Genomic DNA, 19,958 nt, shown 5'->3' on the forward strand with positions numbered 1-19,958 from the left:
ATCAGGCGCCGCACCCGCACCGGCGCACTCACTCATCCTCCGCATCGTCCGTAGCTGCGCGCGGGCCACCGACGCCGTCGACCGGGACCGTCGGGCAGTCCTTCCACAGACGCTCGAGGGCGTAGAAGTTCCGCTCCTCCTCGTGCTGGATGTGCACGACGACGTCGATGTAGTCGAGCAGGGTCCATCGTCCTTCGCGAGTCCCCTCACGACGGACCGGCCTGTGACCGGCGTCGCGCAGCTTCTCCTCGATGTTGTCGACGATCGCGTTGACCTGACGCTCGTTGGGTGCCGATGCGATGACGAAGCAGTCGGTGATCACCAGTTGCTCCGACACGTCGAGCACCACGACGTCGGTCGCCAGCTTCTCGTCTGCGGCGAGGGCCGCGATGCGGGCCATCTCGAGTGCTTCTGCCGTTGCGCTCACTACGTGCTCTTTCTCTCGGTGTTCAAGTGGTTCGTCGTCGGCGCGTCCACGTAGAGGTGACGCTTACTGATGTACTGCACCACACCGTCGGGCACGAGGTACCAGACCGGACGGTGATTGTGGACCCGTGTTCGGCAGTCCGTCGAGGAAATCGCCAGCGCCGGGATCTCGACGAGGCTCACCGCCTCGGGAGGAAGCCCCTCGAGGTGTGGTGCCAAATGCTCGACGCTGAGGTCGTAACCAGGGCGGGATACCCCGACGAACCGAGCAAGCTCGAACAACGTCGGCCAGTCCTGCCACGACAGGATCGATGCGAGGGCGTCGGCGCCGGTGATGAAGTACAGCTCCGAATCCGGATACTGTTCCCGGAGGTCACGGAGGGTATCGACAGTGTAGGTCGCGGTGCCACGGTCGATGTCGACGCGACTGACGGTGAACCGGGGGTTGGACGCTGTGGCGACCACGGTCATCAGATACCGGTCTTCCGCAGCGCTGACCCGCCGACCGGATTTCTGCCATGGCTGCCCGGTCGGTACGAAGATCACCTCGTCGAGGCCGAAGCCGGCGGCGACCTCACTGGCGGCGACGAGGTGCCCGTTGTGGATGGGATCGAAGGTACCGCCCATGACGCCCAGACGTCGCGGGGACGCCGGGTATCGGTCGGATGACTGAGGCACGGTTGTCCAGCTTACGGGGTCAGACCGGCAGCAGAGCGGCCACCACCTCGGCCAACTGTTTCGCCGAGCGGCATTCGTGCATCGTGATGGCCTCTGCGTACACTCGCGCCGCCGAATCACCGGCGCCCCACTGGCCACGCGGCTCAGGATTGAGCCAGTGTGCGTGCCGCGCAACCTGGACCATGTGCCCGAGGGCATCGAGGTTGGGGTTGCGGTAGTTGTTCCGGCCGTCACCGAGGATCAGCAGGGAACTGCGGCTGGTGAGGCTGTGCGCGTGCTTCTCGTTGAACGTGGCGAAGGCGTTGCCGTAGTCGGAGTGGCCGTCGTACGTGATCAGCTCCGCTTCGCGCAGCATCTGCGACATCGCCGTACCGAGGTCGATGCCGGCTGCGAAGTGGTGGGTCACCTCATCGGTGGTGTCGATGAACGCGAACACCCGAACCCGGGAGAACTGCTCCCGCAACGCATGCACGAGCAGCAGCGTGAAGTGCGAGAAACCCGCGACCGAACCCGAGACATCGCACATGACGACGAGTTCCGGCCGTGCCGGGCGTGGCTTGCGATTGATGAGGTCGATGGGCACACCGCCCGTCGACATCGACTTACGTAGCGTGCGCCGCAGATCGATGGCACCGGCGCGGCTTCGGCGCCGCCGTGCCGCGAGCCGGCTCGCAAGGAGCCGTGCGAGCGGCATCACCTGGCGGCGCAACGCCACGAGCTCGGCGTCGGAGGCACGCAGGAAGTCGACTTCTTCGGCGAGTTTCGGAACCCCGTACTTCTCGACTCGATCGCGACCGAGTTGTTCGGCGGTCCGGCGCCGGGTCTCCCGTTCGATCATCGCCCGGAAGTCGGCGATCCGTCGTGCCGCGGTCTGCCGCGCGATCTCGGTCTCGTAGTCGCCGGTGTCGCGGTCGGCGCTCGACGCGTTGCCGAGGAGCCCCTCGAGAATTCTGGTGAGCAACGTCTCCGGGGAGACGTCACGCAAAGTCTGATATGCCGAGAACGACGGCCCGTTCGAGGACTTGTACTGGCCGAGTTCTTCGACGAGCTGCGCGGTGAGCATCTCGGTCGTGGCGACGGCGTCCGGGGAGTCGTCGGCGAGGAGTTCGGCGATCAGGTCGCGCACGGCCTCGAGATCGATCTCGCCGGAGGATGTGCGGGGCAACGTGAATTCGGCACCTTCGGCACCGCGCCGGCCGATGGCCGCCGGGAACCACAGGTCGAACAACGCATCGAAGGTCGGACGGTGAGTAGGCCGCCGCAGCAGTGTGCACGCCAGACCCTCGCGCAGCATCTCCCGGTCGAGCAGGTCGATCACCGACATGACCTGGCCCGCGTCGACAGTTTCGGACGGACCCACCGGGATACCGCGACGCCGCAGCGCTTCGACGAATCCGACGAGATGACCGGGAATTCCGTGCGGCGCCTTCAGCGTTCCGCCCGGACCGGATGTCGGTGCCCCGGCCATGTCAGTTCAGCCGGAGCTCTGCTGCTGCACGATCCTGATCGGACCGATGCTTGAGAACGACACCGAGAGTGGTGCGTACGGCTGCATCGTCGAGGGTGTCCATTCCCAGAGCGAGCAGCGTCCGGCCCCAGTCGATGGTCTCGGCGACCGATGGCACCTTCTTGAGCTGCATGCCGCGCAGCACGTGGACGGTGCGGACGAGTTGCTCGGCGACCGCCTCGGACAGCTCGGGGACCCGGCTCGCGAGGATCCGTCGTTCGAGGTCGGCGTCCGGGAAATCGAGGTGTAGGAACAGGCACCGGCGCTTGAGGGCCTCGGACAATTCGCGCGTCGCGTTGGACGTCAGGACCGAGAACGGCTTGCGGGACGCCCGGATGGTGCCGAGTTCGGGGACCGTCACCGCGAAGTCGCTGAGCACCTCGAGGAGCAGCCCCTCGATCTCGACGTCGGCCTTGTCGACCTCGTCGATGAGCAGGACCGTTGGGTCGTCGCGCCGGATCGCGGTGAGCAACGGACGCGACAGCAGGAACTCCTCGGAGAACACGTCTTCCTTCGTCGAATCCCACGATTCACCTGCTGCGGCGTTCGCCCCCGCCGACTGGATCCGCAGAATCTGCTTCGCGTGGTTCCACTCGTAGAGCGCGCGGGATTCGTCGACGCCCTCGTAACACTGCAGCCGTACCAGTTCGGCGCCGGAAGTCTGCGCGACGGCGCGTGCCAGCTCGGTCTTGCCGACACCGGCGGGGCCTTCGATGAGCAGCGGCTTGTCGAGCCGGTCGGCGAGGAACACCGACGTGGCCGTGGCCTTGTCGGCGAGGTAGCCGGTCTCGGCGAGCCGGTCGATCACGTCCTGGACGTCCGCGAAGATCGGCGGAGTGGTCGGCAGCGCACGATCCACGCTGTGTCCTTTCGTCGTGCTGATCGGTCGAATGGTCGGCTGGTCGTCAGACCGGCCGCGTGTGGCCTTCGCCCCACACCACCCACTTGGTGGAGGTCAATTCGGGTAGGCCCATCGGGCCACGAGCGTGCAACTTCTGGGTCGAGATTCCGATTTCGGCGCCGAACCCGAACTGCTCGCCGTCGGTGAATGCGGTGGACGCGTTGACCATGACGGCCGCCGCATCGACCCGCGCGGTGAACTCTCGGGCCGCAGCGAGGTCCGAGGTGACGATCGCCTCGGTATGACCCGTGCCGTACTTGTCGATGTGATCGACCGCTTCGTCGAGACCGTCGACGACTGCAAGCGCCACGTCGAGGCTGAGATACTCCTCGGCCCAGTCGTTCTCGGTTGCGGGTACGAGTCCGGGCAGGTCGCCGTGGACAGTGACGCTGTGGGACTGCAGGACCTGCAGCAGCTTCGGTACGACGGTGTCGGCGACGGCCTTGTCGACGAGGATCGTTTCGGCGGTGTTGCACACGCTCGGGCGGCGCGTCTTGGCGTTGACGACGATCTTCTCCGCCATCACCGGATCGGCCGCAGAGTGGATGTAGACATGGCAGTTCCCCACACCGGTTTCGATGGTGGGCACAGTCGCGTCGCGGACGACCGCCGAGATCAGGCCGGCACCGCCGCGCGGGATCACGACGTCGACGAGCCCGCGGGCCTGGATCAGGTGCGTCACCGACGACCGGTCGGCGCTCGGCAGCAACTGCACCGCATCTTCGGGCAATCCCTGAGCGGCGAGCGAACCCCGCAGTGCATCGACGAGCGCCGCATTCGAATGTGCCGCGGACGACGAGCCGCGCAGCAACGCTGCGTTGCCCGATTTGAGTGCGAGCCCGAACGCGTCGACGGTGACGTTCGGGCGCGCCTCGTAGACCATGCCGACCACACCGAGCGGCACGCGGAGCTGACGGAGTTCGAGCCCGTTGGGCAACGTGGAACCGCGCACCACTTCGCCGACCGGATCGGGCAGTCCGGCGACCTGCCGCAGACCCGACGCGATTCCTTCGATACGGGCCTCCGTCAGACGCAGTCGATCGAGGAGCGACTCCTCGGTACCGCCCGCGCGCGCGGCGTCGATGTCGGCGGCGTTGGCCTCGAGCACCGCGTGCGACGCAGCGAGAAGCGCGTCGGCTGCCGCATGCAATGCGGCATCCTTCTGCGCGGTCGTGAGCAGGGCGAGCCGCCGGGAGGCGACACGGGCGCCGCGGGCGGCAGCGTGCACCGCTTCGCGAGTGTCGATCGCCTCGGCTTCCGCGGAACCGGATGCGGTGGAGTCAGGGGTCACGGCAGTCATGGCCACAGCGTAGTCGCGATGGTGACCGAGCCGACAGGCAGCTCGGGCCGGAACGGGCTTCAGCGCAGCCCGGTGCCCCGCGCAAGTGCAGTGCGGATCAGGGTGGACACGAGTTCGCGGTTGTCGATGCCGACTGCCTCCCACATCCGCGGATACATCGAGATCGACGTGAAACCGGGCATCGTGTTGATCTCGTTGATCACCGGACCGTTCTCGGTGACGAAGAAGTCCACCCGGGAGAGCCCCTGGCAGTCGAGTGCGCGGAAGGCGCGCACCGCCAGGTCGCGGATCTCGTCGGACACGTCGTCGTCGAGCTTGGCCGGGACGTCGAATTCGCACACGTCGTCGAGGTACTTGGTGTCGAAGTCGTAGAACGCTTCGTGATTGCCCGAGGAATCGGGCATGCGGATCTCGGCGACGACGCTGGCGCGGACATCTCCGTCCGGAAACTCGAGGACACCACATTCGACCTCGCGGCCGACGATCGCCGATTCGACGATGACCTTCGGATCATGCAGGCGTGCCTTGTCCACGGCGGCGTCGAGCGACGCCCAATCGGTGACGCGGCTGATGCCGATCGATGATCCACCGCGCGCGGGCTTGACGAACACGGGCAGACCCAGGCGGTCCTTCTGTTCGTCGGTGAGCGTCGCGACACCGGGACGGAGCACGATCTGGGAGCCGACCGGCAGGCCTTCTGCTGCGAGCAGCTTCTTCGTGAATTCCTTGTCCATACCGGCGGCGCTCGCGAGTACGCCCGGTCCCACGTAGGGAATTCCGGCGAGCTCGAGCAACCCCTGGAGAGTGCCGTCCTCACCGTTGGCGCCGTGCAACACGGGAAACACGACGTCGACCGACGCGAAGACCTTGCCGAAGTCGCCCTCGTCGAGAGCGACGAGGTCGCCACTTCGCGTCGGGTCGGCGGTGAGCACCAGCGCGGATCCCGTGGTATCGACGACGGGCAGTTCACGCCCGGCCATCGCGAGCTTTTCCGGATCCGAGCTTGCGAGTACCCAGGCGCCATCCACGGTGATCCCGACCGGGACGGCTTCGAAGAGGTCGGGATCCAGGTTGCGCAGGACGCTGCCTGCCGAGACGCAGGAGACGGAATGTTCGTTGCTGCGGCCGCCGAACACGACAGCCACCCGGGTGCGGGGGTTACTCACGGCACACACCGTACCGGTAACGGGGGTCTCGGCCCCAGCCGGTTTCCCGTGGTTCACGAGGTGTGTAGCGCTGCATCAAGATCGGCGAGCAGATCGTCGGTGTCCTCGATACCGCACGACAGCCGCACGAACCCCGCAGCCACCTGATCACCCCAGCGGGCGCGCCGATCCGCCGTTGTGTGAATCCCACCGAAGCTGGTAGCAGAGACGACCAGCTCCGACGAGCGCACGAAGCGGTGGAAGCGGTCGGCGTTGTCGAGCCGGAAGGTGACGAGGGGCCCGAACCTGCGCATCTGCGCCGCTGCGACAGGGTGGGCCGGGTCAGTCGGCAGGCCCGGATAACGGACGCCTGCGACGGCGGGATGCTCTGCAAGCATCTGCGCGATCGCATGCGCGTTCGCGCATTGCCGCTCGAAGCGCAAACCCGCCGTGCCCAGACTCCGATGGGCCAGCCAGGTCTCGAACGGGCCCAGCACGGTCCCCGACAACAGCCGCTCCCGATCGATGCGTGGAAGCAGGGTGTCGTCGCGCACGGCGATGTACCCGAAAAGCAGATCACTGTGCCCGCTGAGCGATTTCGTGCCGCTGGCCACCACGACGTCGGCACCGAGGCAAAGCGGCTGTTGGCCGAGCGGCGTGGCCGTCGTGTTGTCGACCAGCAGGAGTGCACCGGCCGCGCGACAGGTCGCTGCGGTCGCCGCAAGGTCCACGGTGTCGAGGCCTGGGTTCGACGGAGTCTCGACGAGGACCACCGCACCCTCGGGCGCCTCCGCGAGCACGGTGCCGAGCGTGCCGTCGCAGAACTCGGGCACCGATAGTTCGTGGACCACCGCACCGAACGGTTCGAGGCAGTCACGCGCATACATGCGCACCTGGTAGTACCCGTCCGACGGGACCACGACCACCCCGCCGGGGCCGGCAAGCGCACGGAGCGCGACGGTGATCGCAGACATCCCGGAGCCCACGACGCGAGCTGCGGACGCGTCCTCGAGGGCCGCGAGTGCCCGTTCGAGGTCGCGCCATCCGGGGTTCGACGCCCGCGCGTAGGTGTCCGACTCGGTGAGTTCGTCCTCACCCAGTCGATACGGCGCCGCGAACACCGGCCCCGGCTGCAGCGGATCTCCTGGGACACCCTCTACAGCAACAGCTTCGACGCAGCGAGTCGAATCTCCGAGCATCAGGATCACTCCGGCTTCACACGGCGACCGAGTAGCAGCCCGATCGCATCCTGGACCGACATACCCTCGTGACAGACGCGATGCACCGCGTCCGTGAGGGGCATCTCGACGTCGTAACTGGCGGCAAGTTCCCGCACCGACGTGCAGGATTTGACTCCTTCGGCCACCTGACCGTGCGTGGCTTCCTGAGCACTCTCGAGCGTCTCCCCTCGGCCGAGACGCTCCCCGAAGGTACGGTTGCGTGAGAGCGGTGAGGTACATGTGGCAACGAGATCGCCCACCCCCGCCAGACCCGACAACGTCGCGGGCTTGGCCCCGAGCGCGGTTCCGAGCCGGATGATCTCGGCGAGACCGCGGGTGATGATGCTCGCCACGGTGTTGTCCCCCAGACCTACACCGGCGGCCATGCCGCACGCGAGCGCAATGACGTTCTTACAGGCGCCACCGATTTCACACCCGACAACGTCGGTGTTGGTGTAGGGACGGAAATACCCTGTGGCACAGGCCTTCTGAATTTCGATCGCACGGGTGGACTCGGGACACGCGATCACCGTGGCGGCAGGCTGACCCGCCGCGATCTCACGCGCGAGGTTCGGCCCGGACAGCACCGCGATCCGATTCCGGTCCGCTCCCGTGACCTGGCCGACCACCTGGCTCATCCGCATCAGGGTGCCACTCTCGATCCCTTTCGCAAGACTGAGCAGAGTCGCATCGTCGGCGATGTCGTCCCGCCACTGCGCGAGATTGACCCGCAGCGTCTGGGACGGCACCGCGAGAACGACGAAGTCGGCGCCGTCCAGCGCGACCCGGTGATCGGAGGTCGCCGACAGGGTTGCAGGCAGATCGACACCGGGGAGATAGTCGGGGTTCTCGTGCCGCTCCCGAATGGACCGCGCCATCTCCTCCCGGCGCGCCCAGACGGTCACGTCGGTACCCGCCTCCGCGAGGACCTTCGCAAATGCCGTCCCCCATGAACCCGCCCCCAGAATCGCCGCTTTGGTCACACGGTCCCCCTCACTCATCTCGTTGTGCAGTCGTCTCGCTGCACTGTCGTCCCACCGCATCACGGCCTCGCCGGATGCATCTCCACCACGGGTGCGTCCAGTATCGCCCAAACCCGATGAGCGCACCGCGAGACGGCACGCCGGGATGCATCCGTTCGTGGAACTGGCAGAATCCGGAGCATGACCGATGTGCACGTGCTCCTCCCCGTCAAGGCATTGAGCCTGGCGAAGACACGGCTCGCGCACATCCTCGACCCGTCCACACGCTCCGACCTGGTCGTCGCGATGCTCATCGACACCCTCGCCGCGGCCTTGGGGCTACCCGGTGCGGTCGCCACCGTGGTGACGTCGGATCCGATCGCAACCGACGTCGCGCTCGGGCACGGCGCCCGGGTACTGCCCGATCCCGCATATCGTGGCGAGTCCGATCCCCTCAACACAGCACTCGACGTCGCCGCTGCACACGTTCGCGCGCACTCACCGGGAACCGATCTCGTCGCACTGCAGGCCGACCTTCCGGCGCTGCGATCATCGGAACTCTCAGCTGCGCTCACCGAAGCACGACTGTTCGGCAGAGCCATTGTCGCCGATCACACCGGCACCGGAACCGCGGCGCTGTTCCAGTGCACGCCGGATGGTCCACTCGAGCCCATGTTCGGAGTCGACTCTGCGCGACGGCACGTCCGATCCGGAGCGAAGGCGCTGACCGAACCGCTGGACGGGCTGCGCTTGGACGTCGACACCATCGACGATCTCGAGGCGGCTGTCCGGCTCGGCACCGGTGCCGCCACGAGTCGGGTCCTCGACCGGATCGGGTTCGCGCTTCCCGAACGCTCACCCGGCGTCCACTGACTCACGGATTCATGATGTTCCTGCAACAATGAGATAGTGACCCACGGCGATACCACCGACTCGAACGTCGGATCCGAAGATGCACCCCCTGCCCGCGCCGTTTCCCGATCAGTGCGTGCGACCGCTACACCCGCTGCACCGCCCGCCGCAGCCGAACACCGTGTCCTGGGCGCGGATGGGCTTCCGGCCGACCGATACCTCAACCGGGAATTGAGCTGGCTGGATTTCAACGCGCGCGTACTCGCCCTCGCCGAGGACAGGTCGATCCCACTTCTCGAGCGAGCGAAGTTCCTGGCGATCTTCGCGTCCAATCTCGACGAGTTCTACATGGTTCGCGTCGCCGGCCTCAAACGCCGCGCGGAAACAGGACTGTCGGTACGGTCCGCCGACGGCCTGTCGCCGAGGGCACAACTCGCACTCATTGCATCGAGCACACAGGAACTCGCCGGACGCCAGGCCCAGGTCTTTCTCGAGTCGGTACTTCCCGCCCTTGCCGCAGAAGGTATCTCGATCATCCGTTGGTCGGATCTAACCGAGCCCCAGAAGACACGGTTGACCCGATATTTCGCCGAGCAGATCTTTCCCGTCCTCACTCCGCTCGCCGTGGACCCCGCCCACCCGTTCCCATACATCAGTGGGTTGAGCCTGAATCTGGCTGTCACCGTGAAGGATCTGAATTCGGCGGGCGAGCATTTCGCGCGTGTGAAGGTCCCCGACAACGTCGACCGGTATGTCCGGGTCGACCAGGTCGACGGGTCGCACGAGATTCCGCTCTTCCTCCCCCTCGAGGAATTGATCGCTGCGCACCTCGACGTTCTGTTCCCGGGGATGGAAGTCGTCGAGCACCACGCATTCCGAGTCACCCGTAATGCGGATTTCGACGTCGAGGAGGACCGCGACGAAGATCTGCTGCAGGCTCTCGAACGCGAACTCGCGCGCCGCCGTTTCGGGTCTCCCGTACGCCTCGAGGTCTCGGACGACATGACCGAGCACATGCTCGAATTGCTGCTGCGTGAACTCGATGTCGATCCGTCCGATGTGGTGCAGCTGCCGGGCCTGCTCGATCTGTCCAGCCTCTGGCAAGTCCACGCCGTGGACCGCCCGGATCTCAAGGATGCCCCGTTCGTTCCCGCAACGCACCCTGCGTTCGGCGAACGCGAAACGCCGAAGAGCGTGTTCTCGACACTGCGCGAGGGCGACGTGCTCGTCCATCATCCGTACGAGTCATTCTCCACAAGCGTGCAACGTTTCATCGAGCAGGCGGCTGCTGACAGCCAGGTACTGGCGATCAAGCAGACCTTGTATCGCACGTCCGGCGACTCCCCTATCGTCAATGCGCTCATCGCCGCCGCTGAGGCAGGCAAGCAGGTCGTCGCGCTCGTCGAGATCAAGGCACGGTTCGACGAGCAGGCGAATATCCAGTGGGCTCGCAAGCTCGAACAGGCCGGCGTCCACGTGGTGTACGGACTGGTGGGTCTCAAGACCCACTGCAAGACCTCGCTCGTGGTCCGCCGTGAGGGATCGACGATCCGACGCTACTGCCACATCGGCACCGGCAACTACAATCCGAAGACTGCTCGGCTGTACGAGGATGTGGGTCTTCTCACATGCTCACCCGAGATCGGCTCCGACCTGACCGACCTCTTCAACACCCTCACCGGTTACTCACGAAAAGCGCAGTACCGCAATCTTCTCGTGGCTCCGCACGGAGTACGCAAGGGCATCATCGAGCGCATCGAGCGCGAGATCGAGCATCATTCGACAGGCAAGCCCACCGGGATCCGCCTCAAGGCCAACGCACTCGTCGACGAACAGGTAATCGACGCGTTGTACCGCGCTTCTCGCGCCGGTGTCTCCGTGGAGATCGTCGTTCGCGGAATCTGTGCGCTCGTGCCGGGTGTGCCGGGGCTGAGCGAGAACATCACCGTGCGATCGATTCTGGGACGTTTCCTCGAACATTCACGCATCCTGCATTTCCGCGGCAGCAACGAGTTCTGGATCGGCAGCGCCGACATGATGCATCGCAATCTCGACCGCCGCGTCGAGGTGATGGTTCAGGTGAAGGATCCCCAGTTGTGCTTGCAGCTGGGCCAGATCTTCGACTCCGCGCTGGATCCCGCGACTCGGTGCTGGACCTTGGAATCCGATGGTGCCTGGTCCGCGAGCCCCGCGCCGGGGACTGCCGCACGCGATCATCAGGTCGAGCTCATGCGGATTCGCACGTCGTGAACGGAGGACAGGTGACCAAGACATCGGACGAGTCGTCGCCGACGGACATCTTCGCGGCGGGCACGGTGCTCTGGAGGCCGAGTGAGGGTGGCGTCGAATTGGCTCTGGTCCACCGGCCGAAGTACGACGATTGGACTTTCCCGAAGGGCAAGCTCGACCCCGGGGAGACACCGATCGTTGCGGCGCTCCGGGAGACCGAGGAGGAGACCGGATTCCGGGCTGTCCTCGGGCGTGGCCTCGGAAGAGTCACCTATTCCCTTCCCGGTTCCGGGGCGAGCGAAGCGACGGGAGATTCCGGGGCGAACGAAGCGACGGGGGACGTTACGTACCCGCGTAAGCAGGTCGACTACTGGACGGCTCAGTGCGAGTCCGGCGACTTCGTCGCGAACGACGAGGTGGACGCCCTCCGATGGGTTTCGCCCGACACTGCTTTCGATGAACTGACGTATTCGATGGACCACACGGTGCTGCGCCGATTCCTGGAATTGCCGATCGATACCCGGACGGTGCTCGTCGTACGGCACGCCAAGGCCGGCAGTCGTAGGGACTACGACGGTGACGACCGGGCCCGCCCGATCGAGGAGAAGGGCCGGAGGCAGGCCGCTGCGCTGGTGCCGCAGCTGTCCGCCTTCGGTGCCGATACCCTCTTTTCGGCCGACCGTGCGCGATGCACCCAGACGATAGAACCGCTTGCCCATCTCCTCGGCGTCGATATCGCTCTGGAACCGTCACTGTCGGAAGAGGACTACACAGCCGATCCCGCGCTCGCCCGCAAACGGATCGCCGACGTCATCGAGAGCGGGACGGTCCCCGTCCTGTGCAGCCAGGGGGGTGTGATTCCGAATCTTCTCCAGTGGTGGTCGGAAGAGTCGGGTTTCGATCTCCCCGAGGGTCGCACCCGTAAGGCGAGCACATGGGTCCTGTCGTTCCACTGCGGGCGGCTCGTCGCGGCCGAATACCTCGACACTCCCCTCGCCCCTGGACAGGCCTGAGTACCAGCAAGGATTCGGGCACCGCGAAACCCGCCCCTCACCTCGATCGGACACAACTTCGGCGGCTACCGGAAACCGGTAGCCGCCGAAGTGCTCAGCCCGCAGTGCACGGGCCGATGAGATGTCGCACAGACCTACTTCTTGGCCGCGGACTTGCGAGCCGTGGTCTTCCGCGCCGGAGCCTTCTTGGCCGCGGTGGTCTTCTTTGCTGCCGCGGTGGTCTTCTTGGCCGCCGTGGTCTTGGCCGGAGCCTTCTTGGCCGCGGTGGTCTTCTTTGCTGCCGCCGTGGTCTTCTTGGCTGCAGTGCTCTTGGCCGCGGTGGTCTTCTTGGCCGCCGTGGTCTTGGCCGGAGCCTTCTTGGCCGCGGTGGTCTTCTTTGCTGCCGCCGTGGTCTTCTTGGCTGCAGTGCTCTTGGCCGCCGTGGTCTTCTTCGCCGCCGCGGTGGTCTTCGCCGCGGTGGTCTTCTTTGCCGCCGCCGTGGTCTTCTTGGCTGCGGTCTTCTTGGCAGCCTTCTTCGCAGCAGCGGACTTCTTCACTGCCGCAGCGGCACCGCGCTTGACTGCCGGACCACTCGCCGGGAGCTTCTGGGTGCCGGCGATGACCGCCTTGAACTGAGCACCCGGGCGGAACGCCGGAACCGACGTCGGCTTGACCTTGACGGTCTCACCCGTACGCGGGTTACGAGCGACACGAGCCGCGCGACGACGCTGCTCGAACACGCCGAAACCGGTGATGGTGACGCTGTTGCCGGCATGCACGGCGCGAACGATCGCATCGACGATGTGCTCGACAGCGTCCGTCGCGGTGCGCCTGTCCGAACCGAGTTTCTCGGTCAGAACGTCGATCAATTCTGCCTTGTTCATTGATTTCCTCCGCATATCACGGTCCACCGTCAGACCGACTCGAGTCCACGGTAGCCCCGCAAACGGTCAAGAGTCTATGTGCCACGCCAATTCTCATGCAAATACGGGGACGGGCCCGCGCCGAATCCTGTTCGGCTCGGGCCCGTACGGCAGTGTCGGAGGCTCCTCTCAGGGCGCCTCGATGGTGCGCGGTTTCCAAGAAGGCCTTGCCTTCTCGTACTCGGAAATCGCCTCTACCTGGCGTAATGTCAACCCGATGTCGTCGAGACCCTCCATCAGACGCCACCGCGTGTAGTCGTCAATGGTGAACGGCACCACGGTTGTTCCGGCGGTCACAGTCCGACTCTCCAGACTCACCTCGAGTTCGAGACCCGGCTGCTGTTCGATGAGTTTCCAGAGCAATTCGACATCGTCCTGACCGACCTGAGCGGCGAGCAGTCCGGCCTTCCCTGCGTTGCCGCGGAAGATATCGGCGAAACGCGGCGAGATCACCACCCGGAACCCGTAATCGGACAGGGCCCAGACGGCGTGCTCTCGGGAGGATCCCGTTCCGAAATCCGGGCCGGCCACGAGAACGCTGCCGCGGTCGAACGGCGGCGTGTTGAGGATGAAGGCCGGGTCGGTGCGCCATCCGGCGAACAGTCCGTCCTCGAATCCAGTGCGGGTGACCCGCTTCAGGTAGACCGCGGGAATGATCTGATCGGTATCGACATTGGACCGGCGCAGCGGAACGCCGATGCCCTTGTGAGTAGTGAAGGCTTCCATCGAATTCTCTCCTCGTCCCGTGCTCTAGTCCAGATCCGCCGGGGCGGACAGTGTGCCACGAACGGCCGTGGCGGCGGCCACAGCCGGGGAGACGAGGTGTGTTCGCCCACCCTTGCCCTGGCGGCCTTCGAAATTGCGATTCGACGTCGAGGCGGAACGCTCACCCGGCGCAAGCTGATCAGGGTTCATTCCCAGGCACATCGAGCAGCCGGCCTGACGCCATTCTGCGCCTGCCGCAACGAAGATCTCACCGAGACCTTCGGACTCGGCCTGAGCACGAACACGCATCGATCCTGGAACGACGAGCATCCGAACACCGTCAGCAACCTTGCGGCCCTTCAGAACCTCGGCGACTGCCCGCATGTCCTCGATGCGGCCGTTGGTGCACGACCCGACGAAGACGGTGTCGACCTTGATCTCACGCAAGGGCATACCCGGCTCGAGGTCCATGTAGCGGACAGCTTTCTCGGCTGCGTGGCGTTCGGTCTCGTCGGCGATCTCTTCCGGTACCGGCACCGATGCGCCGAGTGGGAGGCCCTGCCCCGGATTGGTTCCCCACGTGACGAACGGGGTGAGCGCGCTGGCGTCGATGTGGACCTCGGCGTCGAAAACTGCGTCCTCGTCGGTCTTCAGCTGCTCCCAGGCCGCTACCGCGACATCCCAGTCATCGCCCTGCGGTGCGTGCGGGCGCCCCTTCAGGAACTCGTAGGTGATCTCGTCGGGCGCGATCATCCCTGCACGGGCACCCGCCTCGATCGACATGTTGCAGATCGTCATCCGAGATTCCATCGAGAGCTTACGAATTGCCTCGCCGCGATACTCGAGCACGTAGCCCTGTCCGCCTCCGGTACCGATCTGCGCGATGATCGCGAGAATCAGATCCTTGCTCGTGACACCCGGTGGCAGTGCACCATCGACATTGATCGCCATCGTCTTGAACGGACGCAGCGACAACGTCTGGGTCGCCAGCACATGCTCGACCTCGCTGGTGCCGATACCCATTGCGATCGAGCCGAACGCTCCGTGGGTGGCGGTGTGGCTGTCGCCGCAAACCACCGTCATGCCGGGCTGAGTCAGTCCGAGCTGAGGCCCGACCACGTGCACGATGCCCTGTTCGATGTCACCCATCGGATGCAGCCGCACGCCGAACTCTTCACAGTTTCGGCGCAGCGTCTCGACCTGTGTGCGCGACACCGGATCAGCGATCGGCTTGTCGATGTCGATCGTCGGGACGTTGTGATCCTCGGTCGCAATCGTCAGATCGAGGCGTCGCACGCCTCGCTCGGCCAGCCGCAGACCGTCGAACGCCTGCGGGCTGGTGACCTCGTGTACGAGATGCAGGTCGATGTAGATCAGGTCGGGCCGACGCGCCGAGCCCTCTCCCTCACCGCGCACAACCACGTGCTGGTCCCACACCTTCTCTGCCAGAGTCTTTCCAGCCATTCTCTCCACCTGTCGTACGTGCCGTACGCGAACCCGAAGCTCGGGGCTGTCCGAGTCGCGTCTGGTGCCGTTTCCGTCCCGATCCGGATGCGCTATGCTTCCCATTATGCGAGACGGAGGTATCGACCTATGAGACAGCATAGCGGGATCGGCGTGCTGGACAAAGCGATGACTGTCCTCCACGCGGCGGCAGAGCAACCATGCAATCTCAACGAGTTGTGTGCGCGCACCGGCCTACCACGTGCGACAGCACACCGTCTCGCGGTAGGGCTCGAGGTCCATCGCCTTCTGATGCGCGACGGCGACGGCCAATGGCGACCGGGCCCCGGCCTGGCCGAACTTTCTGCAGGCGCAGGCGATACGCTCGTCGAGGCGGCTTCTCTCGTACTCCCCCGGCTTCGCGAAATCACCGGGGAGAGCGTGCAGCTGTACCGCCGGGACGGCACACAACGTGTCTGCGTCGCCGCACTCGAACCTCCGACCGGCCTGCGCGACACCGTCCTCGTGGGCGCCCGCCTGCCGATGACGGCCGGGTCCGGCGCCAAAGTTCTGCTCGCTTGGGCCGATACGGCCACTCAGCGCACGCTCCTCCCCGATGCCGCGTTCGGGGAACGCGTGCTCTCCGAGGTCCGCAGACGCGGTTGGGCACAGAGCGCAGCCGAACGCGAACCCGGTGTCGCCTCCGTGGCCGCACCCGTGCGCGACGGCAATGGCACGGTGGTGGCAGCGATCTCGGTTTCCGGCCCGATCGACCGAATGGGCCGCCGGCCGGGTGCTCGCTGGGCCGCCGACCTGCTCGCCGCTGCAGAAGCACTGCACAAGCGTTTGTAATCCGCGCAATTCGCACCGCTGGGGCGCAAGGGGCGTTTGCTGCCACACCCCGTCCGGGTGTGCCACAGTTCTGCGCATGGGAACGAACCGCCGCGCAGAGATCGCGATGACAGAACCGGAGATCAGCGAATTCCTCCACCAGAGCCGCGTTGCCACACTGGCATCGCTGGGACCGCACGGCACACCACATCTGGTGGCCATGTGGTACGCCGTGCTGGACGGCGAAATCTGGTTCGAGACGAAAGCGAAATCGCAGAAGGTCGTGAATCTTCGCCGCGACGATCGCATCACGGCACTCGTCGAAGCCGGCGACACGTACGACCAGCTGCGCGGCGTCGCGATCGAAGGTCGCGCTGAGATCATCGAAGATCACGACACCCTGTTCGGCGTCTGCCGAGACGTATGGGAGCGCTACACCGGCCCGTACACGGACAACATGCGCCCCGCCGTGGAACAGATGATGCACAAGAGGGTGTCGGTACGGGTGGTGCCGCAACGCATTCGGTCCTGGGACCACCGCAAGCTCGGCATGCCCGCGGTCCCCCTCGGCGGCACAACCGCCGCGTATATGCCTCGGGTCGGTCGTTGACGGCGAAATTCACGCGACAGGCCGCTCCTGCCGCGCTACATTCGCCATCAGGAGGGAGGTAGGAGAAAGATGACCGACCCGGCAAAAGAACGCATCAAGGAAGAGTTCCTCGCAGCACTCGAACGCAAGAAGCAGGGCAAGAGCGGCGGCACAGCACACCTCGACGCGACGTCGAAGGCCCACGGTCCACATGCCAATGCAGACCACCACCGCCAATTCCGACGCAAGAGTGGCTGACCAGTAAGAAAAGAAGAAGACCCTCCGGATTTCCGGAGGGTCTTCTTCGTTGTAGCCCCGATGGGATTCGAACCCACGCTACCGCCGTGAGAGGGCGGCGTCCTAGGCCGCTAGACGACGGGGCCACGAACTTGCTTGGACTCGATCGACCGTGTCCGGTGATCGAACCCGACAGAAGAAGAATCCCTCCGACCCGGAGGTCGGAGGAGATCCATGGTAGCCCCGATGGGATTCGAACCCACGCTACCGCCGTGAGAGGGCGGCGTCCTAGGCCGCTAGACGACGGGGCCAGGATCTTCTTCTGTTTGCGCTCCCTGGAGGAAGCTCAGCCAGCCTAAACCGACCGAGATACGATGGCAAATCACCGCACCGCAGCTGGGGTACCAGGACTCGAACCTAGAATGGCTGAACCAGAATCAGCTGTGTTGCCAATTACACCATACCCCAATGGTTTGTTCCTTCGGCCCGCACTGTTCGCGCTCCGGCCTCCGTTCCGAACCGAGAAGAAGATTAACACCAACGGGGTGCAGAACTACAAATCGCCTGGTCAGGTCCCATAAATTCGCGAGGCCCGGAGCGCGGGCGGACGCCCGGGAACACAAGCAGAGGAGGGCACCCGCCGCGATGGCGGGGCCCTCCTCCTATTCGGCCGGATCAGGCGATGGACGCGCGGGCGGCCCGCAGGCGCGCGAGCGAGCGCTCGCGACCGAGCAGTTCCATCGACTCGTAGAGCGGCGGGCTGACATGCGAGCCGGTCACGGCGACACGGACGGGCGCGAACGCCTTCCGCGGCTTGAGGCCGAGTTCGTCGATCAGCTTCGCCTTGAGCGCTCCCTCGAGTTCAGGGGTGGCCCACACGTCGAGGCCCTCGGTAGCCGCAATCGTCGCGTCGAGCACCGCTGCGGCGTCGTCCTTGAGGTTCTTCGCCGCGGACGCCTCGTCGAGCTCGAAGTCCGCCTCGTCGACGAACAGGAACTTCAGGAGGCCCCATGCGTCGCCGAGGACGACGATTCGGGTCTGGACGAGATCCGCGGCCACCGCGAAGAGCTTGTCGTCGACATCCGGAGTGATGTGCCCGTGTTCGACGAGGAAGGCCTTCAGACGCGCCGCGAAGTCTGCGGGCTCGAGCAACCGGATGTGCTCGGCATTGATCGCGTCGGCCTTCTTCTGGTCGAAGCGGGCCGGGTTCGAGTTGACCTTGGATATGTCGAAGGCCGCGACCATCTCGTCGAGCGAGAACACGTCGCGGTCGTCGGCGAGCCCCCAGCCGAGGAGCGCGAGGTAGTTGAGCAGGCCCTCCGGAACGAATCCGCGGTCCCGATGAAGGAAGAGGTTCGACTCCGGGTCGCGCTTGGACAGCTTCTTGTTGCCCTGACCCATCACGAACGGTAGGTGTCCGAACTCCGGGGTGAAATCTGCCACGCCGATGCGCTCCAGTGCGGCGTACAGCGCGAGCTGACGGGGCGTCGACGAGAGCAGATCTTCCCCCCGCAGCACATGCGTGATCTTCATCAGGGCGTCGTCTACGGGGTTGACGAGCGTGTACAACGGGATGCCGTTGCCGCGGGTGAGCGCGAAGTCGGGCACTGTGCCCGCCTTGAACGTCGTCTCACCGCGCACAAGGTCGTTCCAGGTCAGATCTTCGGCCGGCATCCGGAGCCGCACGACCGGCTTGCGCCCCTCGTCGAGGTAGGCCTGCCGCTGCCCGGCGGTGAGGTCGCGGTCGAAGTTGTCGTACCCCAGCTTGGGATCGCGCCCGGCCGCCTTGTGCCGCTCCTCGACCTCCTCCGGCGTCGAGAACGACTCGTATGCCTCACCGGCCTCGAGGAGCTTCGAGACGACGTCGAGGTGCAGGTCCCGTCGCTGGGACTGCCGGTAGGGCTCGTAGGGGCCACCCACCTCGGGCCCCTCGTCCCATTCGAGACCGAGCCAACGCAACGCGTCGAGGATCGCCTGGTACGACTCCTCGCTGTCCCGGGCGGCGTCGGTGTCTTCGATACGGAAGACGAACGTGCCACCGTGGTGCCGCGCGAATGCCCAGTTGAACAAGGCGGTGCGCACGAGACCCACATGCGGGGTACCGGTCGGGGACGGACAGAAACGGACGCGAACTTCGCTGGTGGTCATCGGCTCACTCGGGTCGAGGGACGGAAATCAAGACCCTTCCAGGCTAGCCCCCGGACGCACGGCAGGAACGGCCGTGTCGGCAGCTCAAGCGCCCTTCGCGACCACAGGGTTGGTGAGCGTGCCGATCTTCTCGACCGTGATCGAGACGGTGTCGCCGGCCTCGATCGGCCCGACGCCTTCCGGCGTACCCGTGAGGATCACGTCGCCCGGCAGCAAGGTCATGACCGCCGACACCCATTCCACGAGTGCCGGAATGTCGTGCACCATCATCGAAGTCCGGCTGCGCTGGCGGGGCAGCCCATTGACCTCGGCGGAGATCTCGAGGTCGGAGGCGTCCAGATCGGTTTCGATCCAGGGGCCAAGAGGACAGAAGGTGTCGTGCCCCTTGGCGCGGGCCCATTGGCCGTCCTTCGCCTGATGGTCGCGGGCGGACACATCGTTGGCGATCGTGTAGCCGAGGATCGCTTCGCGGGCCTTCGCCGCGGTGACGTCCTTGCACGGCCGTCCGATGACCACCGCGAGCTCGGCCTCGTGGTGCACCAGAGACGTGTTCCGCGGAATCACAATAGGCGCACCGGGACCGACGATGGACGTGTTGGGCTTGAGGAAGATCACAGGCTCGTCGGGTACCTCGTTGCCCGACTCCGCCGCGTGGGCCGCGTAGTTTCGCCCGACCGCGATCACCTTGCTCGCCAGGATCGGCGCGAGCAGCCGCACATCCGCGAGGGGCCAGCTCCGGCCGGTGAAGGTGGGAGTACCGAACGGGTGCTCGGCGATCTCCTTCGCGATCGCGGAGTCCCCCTCCCCTTCGATACTGACGAAAGCGACACCGTCCGGACTGGCGATTCGACCAAGGCGCATGCGGGGAGT

Annotated in this window: 19 protein-coding genes and 3 tRNA genes; 6 read left to right on the top strand and 16 right to left on the bottom strand. The window is 65.7% G+C overall.

The features are described from left to right. Positions 1-28: 28 nt before the first annotated feature. Genes rsfS through EV641_RS03705 form a run of 8 tightly spaced genes read right to left on the bottom strand, consistent with a single transcriptional unit; the run spans position 29 to position 8,160 of the window. Positions 29-427 carry a ribosome silencing factor gene (gene rsfS / locus EV641_RS03670; protein WP_132470834.1) on the bottom strand — a complete coding sequence of 133 codons (399 nt, stop codon included), beginning with the start codon at positions 425-427 and terminating at the stop codon, positions 29-31. Continuing rightward, entirely contained in the window at positions 427-1,104 is a 678-nt protein-coding gene (gene nadD / locus EV641_RS03675) for a nicotinate-nucleotide adenylyltransferase (protein ID WP_277874474.1), read from the bottom strand. The genes rsfS and nadD overlap by 1 nt, the downstream gene beginning before the upstream one ends. A gap of 19 nt (positions 1,105-1,123) precedes the next feature. Continuing rightward, positions 1,124-2,572 carry a VWA domain-containing protein gene (locus EV641_RS03680; RefSeq protein ID WP_132470835.1) on the bottom strand — a complete coding sequence of 483 codons (1,449 nt, stop codon included), beginning with the start codon at positions 2,570-2,572 and terminating at the stop codon, positions 1,124-1,126. Between the two features lies 1 nt (position 2,573). Beyond that, on the bottom strand, positions 2,574-3,470 hold the full coding sequence (locus EV641_RS03685) for a MoxR family ATPase (protein ID WP_132470836.1): 897 nt from the start codon (positions 3,468-3,470) through the stop codon (positions 2,574-2,576). Positions 3,471-3,516: 46 nt separating this feature from the next. Continuing rightward, on the bottom strand, positions 3,517-4,812 hold the full coding sequence (locus EV641_RS03690) for a glutamate-5-semialdehyde dehydrogenase (protein WP_132470837.1): 1,296 nt from the start codon (positions 4,810-4,812) through the stop codon (positions 3,517-3,519). Positions 4,813-4,871: 59 nt separating this feature from the next. After that, entirely contained in the window at positions 4,872-5,978 is a 1,107-nt protein-coding gene (locus tag EV641_RS03695; protein ID WP_054716800.1) for a D-alanine--D-alanine ligase family protein, read from the bottom strand. Between the two features lie 53 nt (positions 5,979-6,031). After that, the gene (locus EV641_RS03700; RefSeq protein WP_054716806.1) at positions 6,032-7,156 is read right to left on the bottom strand and encodes a cystathionine gamma-lyase; all 1,125 of its coding nucleotides are present in this window, start codon (positions 7,154-7,156) and stop codon (positions 6,032-6,034) included. 5 nt (positions 7,157-7,161) lie between these two features. Then, the gene (locus EV641_RS03705) at positions 7,162-8,160 is read right to left on the bottom strand and encodes an NAD(P)H-dependent glycerol-3-phosphate dehydrogenase (RefSeq protein ID WP_132470838.1); all 999 of its coding nucleotides are present in this window, start codon (positions 8,158-8,160) and stop codon (positions 7,162-7,164) included. Between the two features lie 180 nt (positions 8,161-8,340). On the opposite strand from EV641_RS03705, the gene cofC reads away from it, so the two are divergent. Genes cofC through EV641_RS03720 form a run of 3 tightly spaced genes read left to right on the top strand, consistent with a single transcriptional unit; the run spans position 8,341 to position 12,233 of the window. After that, complete coding sequence (gene cofC / locus EV641_RS03710) at positions 8,341-9,012, top strand: 2-phospho-L-lactate guanylyltransferase (RefSeq protein WP_054716803.1); 672 nt, start codon at positions 8,341-8,343, stop codon at positions 9,010-9,012. A gap of 36 nt (positions 9,013-9,048) precedes the next feature. Beyond that, complete coding sequence (locus EV641_RS03715) at positions 9,049-11,241, top strand: RNA degradosome polyphosphate kinase (RefSeq protein ID WP_132470839.1); 2,193 nt, start codon at positions 9,049-9,051, stop codon at positions 11,239-11,241. 11 nt (positions 11,242-11,252) lie between these two features. Then, on the top strand, positions 11,253-12,233 hold the full coding sequence (locus EV641_RS03720; RefSeq protein ID WP_132470840.1) for an NUDIX hydrolase: 981 nt from the start codon (positions 11,253-11,255) through the stop codon (positions 12,231-12,233). A 134-nt stretch (positions 12,234-12,367) separates the two neighbouring features. Here the strand turns inward: EV641_RS03720 and EV641_RS03725 are convergent, their stop codons facing one another. The 3 genes from EV641_RS03725 to leuC all read right to left on the bottom strand — a co-directional run bounded on the left by EV641_RS03725 (position 12,368) and on the right by leuC (position 15,304). Next, on the bottom strand, positions 12,368-13,096 hold the full coding sequence (locus EV641_RS03725) for an HU family DNA-binding protein (protein WP_132470841.1): 729 nt from the start codon (positions 13,094-13,096) through the stop codon (positions 12,368-12,370). Between the two features lie 168 nt (positions 13,097-13,264). Next, a complete protein-coding gene (gene leuD, locus EV641_RS03730; RefSeq protein WP_054719645.1) occupies positions 13,265-13,861 on the bottom strand; it encodes a 3-isopropylmalate dehydratase small subunit in 597 nt (198 codons plus the stop codon). A gap of 24 nt (positions 13,862-13,885) precedes the next feature. Continuing rightward, positions 13,886-15,304 carry a 3-isopropylmalate dehydratase large subunit gene (leuC, locus tag EV641_RS03735; protein WP_199233132.1) on the bottom strand — a complete coding sequence of 473 codons (1,419 nt, stop codon included), beginning with the start codon at positions 15,302-15,304 and terminating at the stop codon, positions 13,886-13,888. 129 nt (positions 15,305-15,433) lie between these two features. Here leuC and EV641_RS03740 point away from each other — a divergent pair, with 129 nt between their 5' ends. The 3 genes from EV641_RS03740 to EV641_RS29130 all read left to right on the top strand — a co-directional run bounded on the left by EV641_RS03740 (position 15,434) and on the right by EV641_RS29130 (position 16,961). Further along, the gene (locus EV641_RS03740) at positions 15,434-16,135 is read left to right on the top strand and encodes an IclR family transcriptional regulator (RefSeq protein ID WP_132470843.1); all 702 of its coding nucleotides are present in this window, start codon (positions 15,434-15,436) and stop codon (positions 16,133-16,135) included. Between the two features lie 76 nt (positions 16,136-16,211). Beyond that, positions 16,212-16,724: a PPOX class F420-dependent oxidoreductase gene (locus tag EV641_RS03745; protein ID WP_132470844.1), complete on the top strand. Its 513-nt coding sequence runs from the start codon at positions 16,212-16,214 to the stop codon at positions 16,722-16,724. Between the two features lie 69 nt (positions 16,725-16,793). Then, positions 16,794-16,961 (top strand): DUF5302 domain-containing protein, encoded by a 168-nt coding sequence (locus tag EV641_RS29130; RefSeq protein ID WP_158289117.1) that lies wholly within the window; start codon positions 16,794-16,796, stop codon positions 16,959-16,961. 52 nt (positions 16,962-17,013) lie between these two features. Here the strand turns inward: EV641_RS29130 and EV641_RS03750 are convergent. The 5 genes from EV641_RS03750 to EV641_RS03770 all read right to left on the bottom strand — a co-directional run bounded on the left by EV641_RS03750 (position 17,014) and on the right by EV641_RS03770 (position 19,949). Next, positions 17,014-17,086: transfer RNA gene (locus tag EV641_RS03750), tRNA-Glu, on the bottom strand. Positions 17,087-17,175: 89 nt separating this feature from the next. Then, positions 17,176-17,251, bottom strand: a tRNA-Glu gene (locus EV641_RS03755). Between the two features lie 85 nt (positions 17,252-17,336). Next, positions 17,337-17,408, bottom strand: a tRNA-Gln gene (locus tag EV641_RS03760). 207 nt (positions 17,409-17,615) lie between these two features. Further along, complete coding sequence (gene gltX, locus EV641_RS03765) at positions 17,616-19,088, bottom strand: glutamate--tRNA ligase (RefSeq protein ID WP_132470845.1); 1,473 nt, start codon at positions 19,086-19,088, stop codon at positions 17,616-17,618. Positions 19,089-19,172: 84 nt separating this feature from the next. Further along, on the bottom strand, positions 19,173-19,949 hold the full coding sequence (locus EV641_RS03770; protein WP_132470846.1) for a fumarylacetoacetate hydrolase family protein: 777 nt from the start codon (positions 19,947-19,949) through the stop codon (positions 19,173-19,175). Positions 19,950-19,958 lie beyond the last annotated feature (9 nt).

This window comes from Rhodococcus sp. SMB37 (assembly GCF_004345605.1).
Classification (GTDB): domain Bacteria; phylum Actinomycetota; class Actinomycetes; order Mycobacteriales; family Mycobacteriaceae; genus Rhodococcus.

What these genes read in the sequence shown, in the direction of transcription:
- EV641_RS03770 (WP_132470846.1), bottom strand. Translation starts at nt 19,949, where the DNA reads ATGCGCCTTGGTCGAATCGCCAGTCCGGACGGTGTCGCTTTCGTCAGT.
- cofC (WP_054716803.1), top strand. Translation starts at nt 8,341, where the DNA reads ATGACCGATGTGCACGTGCTCCTCCCCGTCAAGGCATTGAGCCTGGCG.
- leuD (WP_054719645.1), bottom strand. Translation starts at nt 13,861, where the DNA reads ATGGAAGCCTTCACTACTCACAAGGGCATCGGCGTTCCGCTGCGCCGG.
- EV641_RS03680 (WP_132470835.1), bottom strand. Translation starts at nt 2,572, where the DNA reads ATGGCCGGGGCACCGACATCCGGTCCGGGCGGAACGCTGAAGGCGCCG.
- EV641_RS03745 (WP_132470844.1), top strand. Translation starts at nt 16,212, where the DNA reads ATGGGAACGAACCGCCGCGCAGAGATCGCGATGACAGAACCGGAGATC.
- EV641_RS03690 (WP_132470837.1), bottom strand. Translation starts at nt 4,812, where the DNA reads ATGACTGCCGTGACCCCTGACTCCACCGCATCCGGTTCCGCGGAAGCC.
- EV641_RS29130 (WP_158289117.1), top strand. Translation starts at nt 16,794, where the DNA reads ATGACCGACCCGGCAAAAGAACGCATCAAGGAAGAGTTCCTCGCAGCA.
- EV641_RS03700 (WP_054716806.1), bottom strand. Translation starts at nt 7,156, where the DNA reads ATGCTCGGAGATTCGACTCGCTGCGTCGAAGCTGTTGCTGTAGAGGGT.
- gltX (WP_132470845.1), bottom strand. Translation starts at nt 19,088, where the DNA reads ATGACCACCAGCGAAGTTCGCGTCCGTTTCTGTCCGTCCCCGACCGGT.
- leuC (WP_199233132.1), bottom strand. Translation starts at nt 15,304, where the DNA reads ATGGCTGGAAAGACTCTGGCAGAGAAGGTGTGGGACCAGCACGTGGTT.
- EV641_RS03725 (WP_132470841.1), bottom strand. Translation starts at nt 13,096, where the DNA reads ATGAACAAGGCAGAATTGATCGACGTTCTGACCGAGAAACTCGGTTCG.
- EV641_RS03740 (WP_132470843.1), top strand. Translation starts at nt 15,434, where the DNA reads ATGAGACAGCATAGCGGGATCGGCGTGCTGGACAAAGCGATGACTGTC.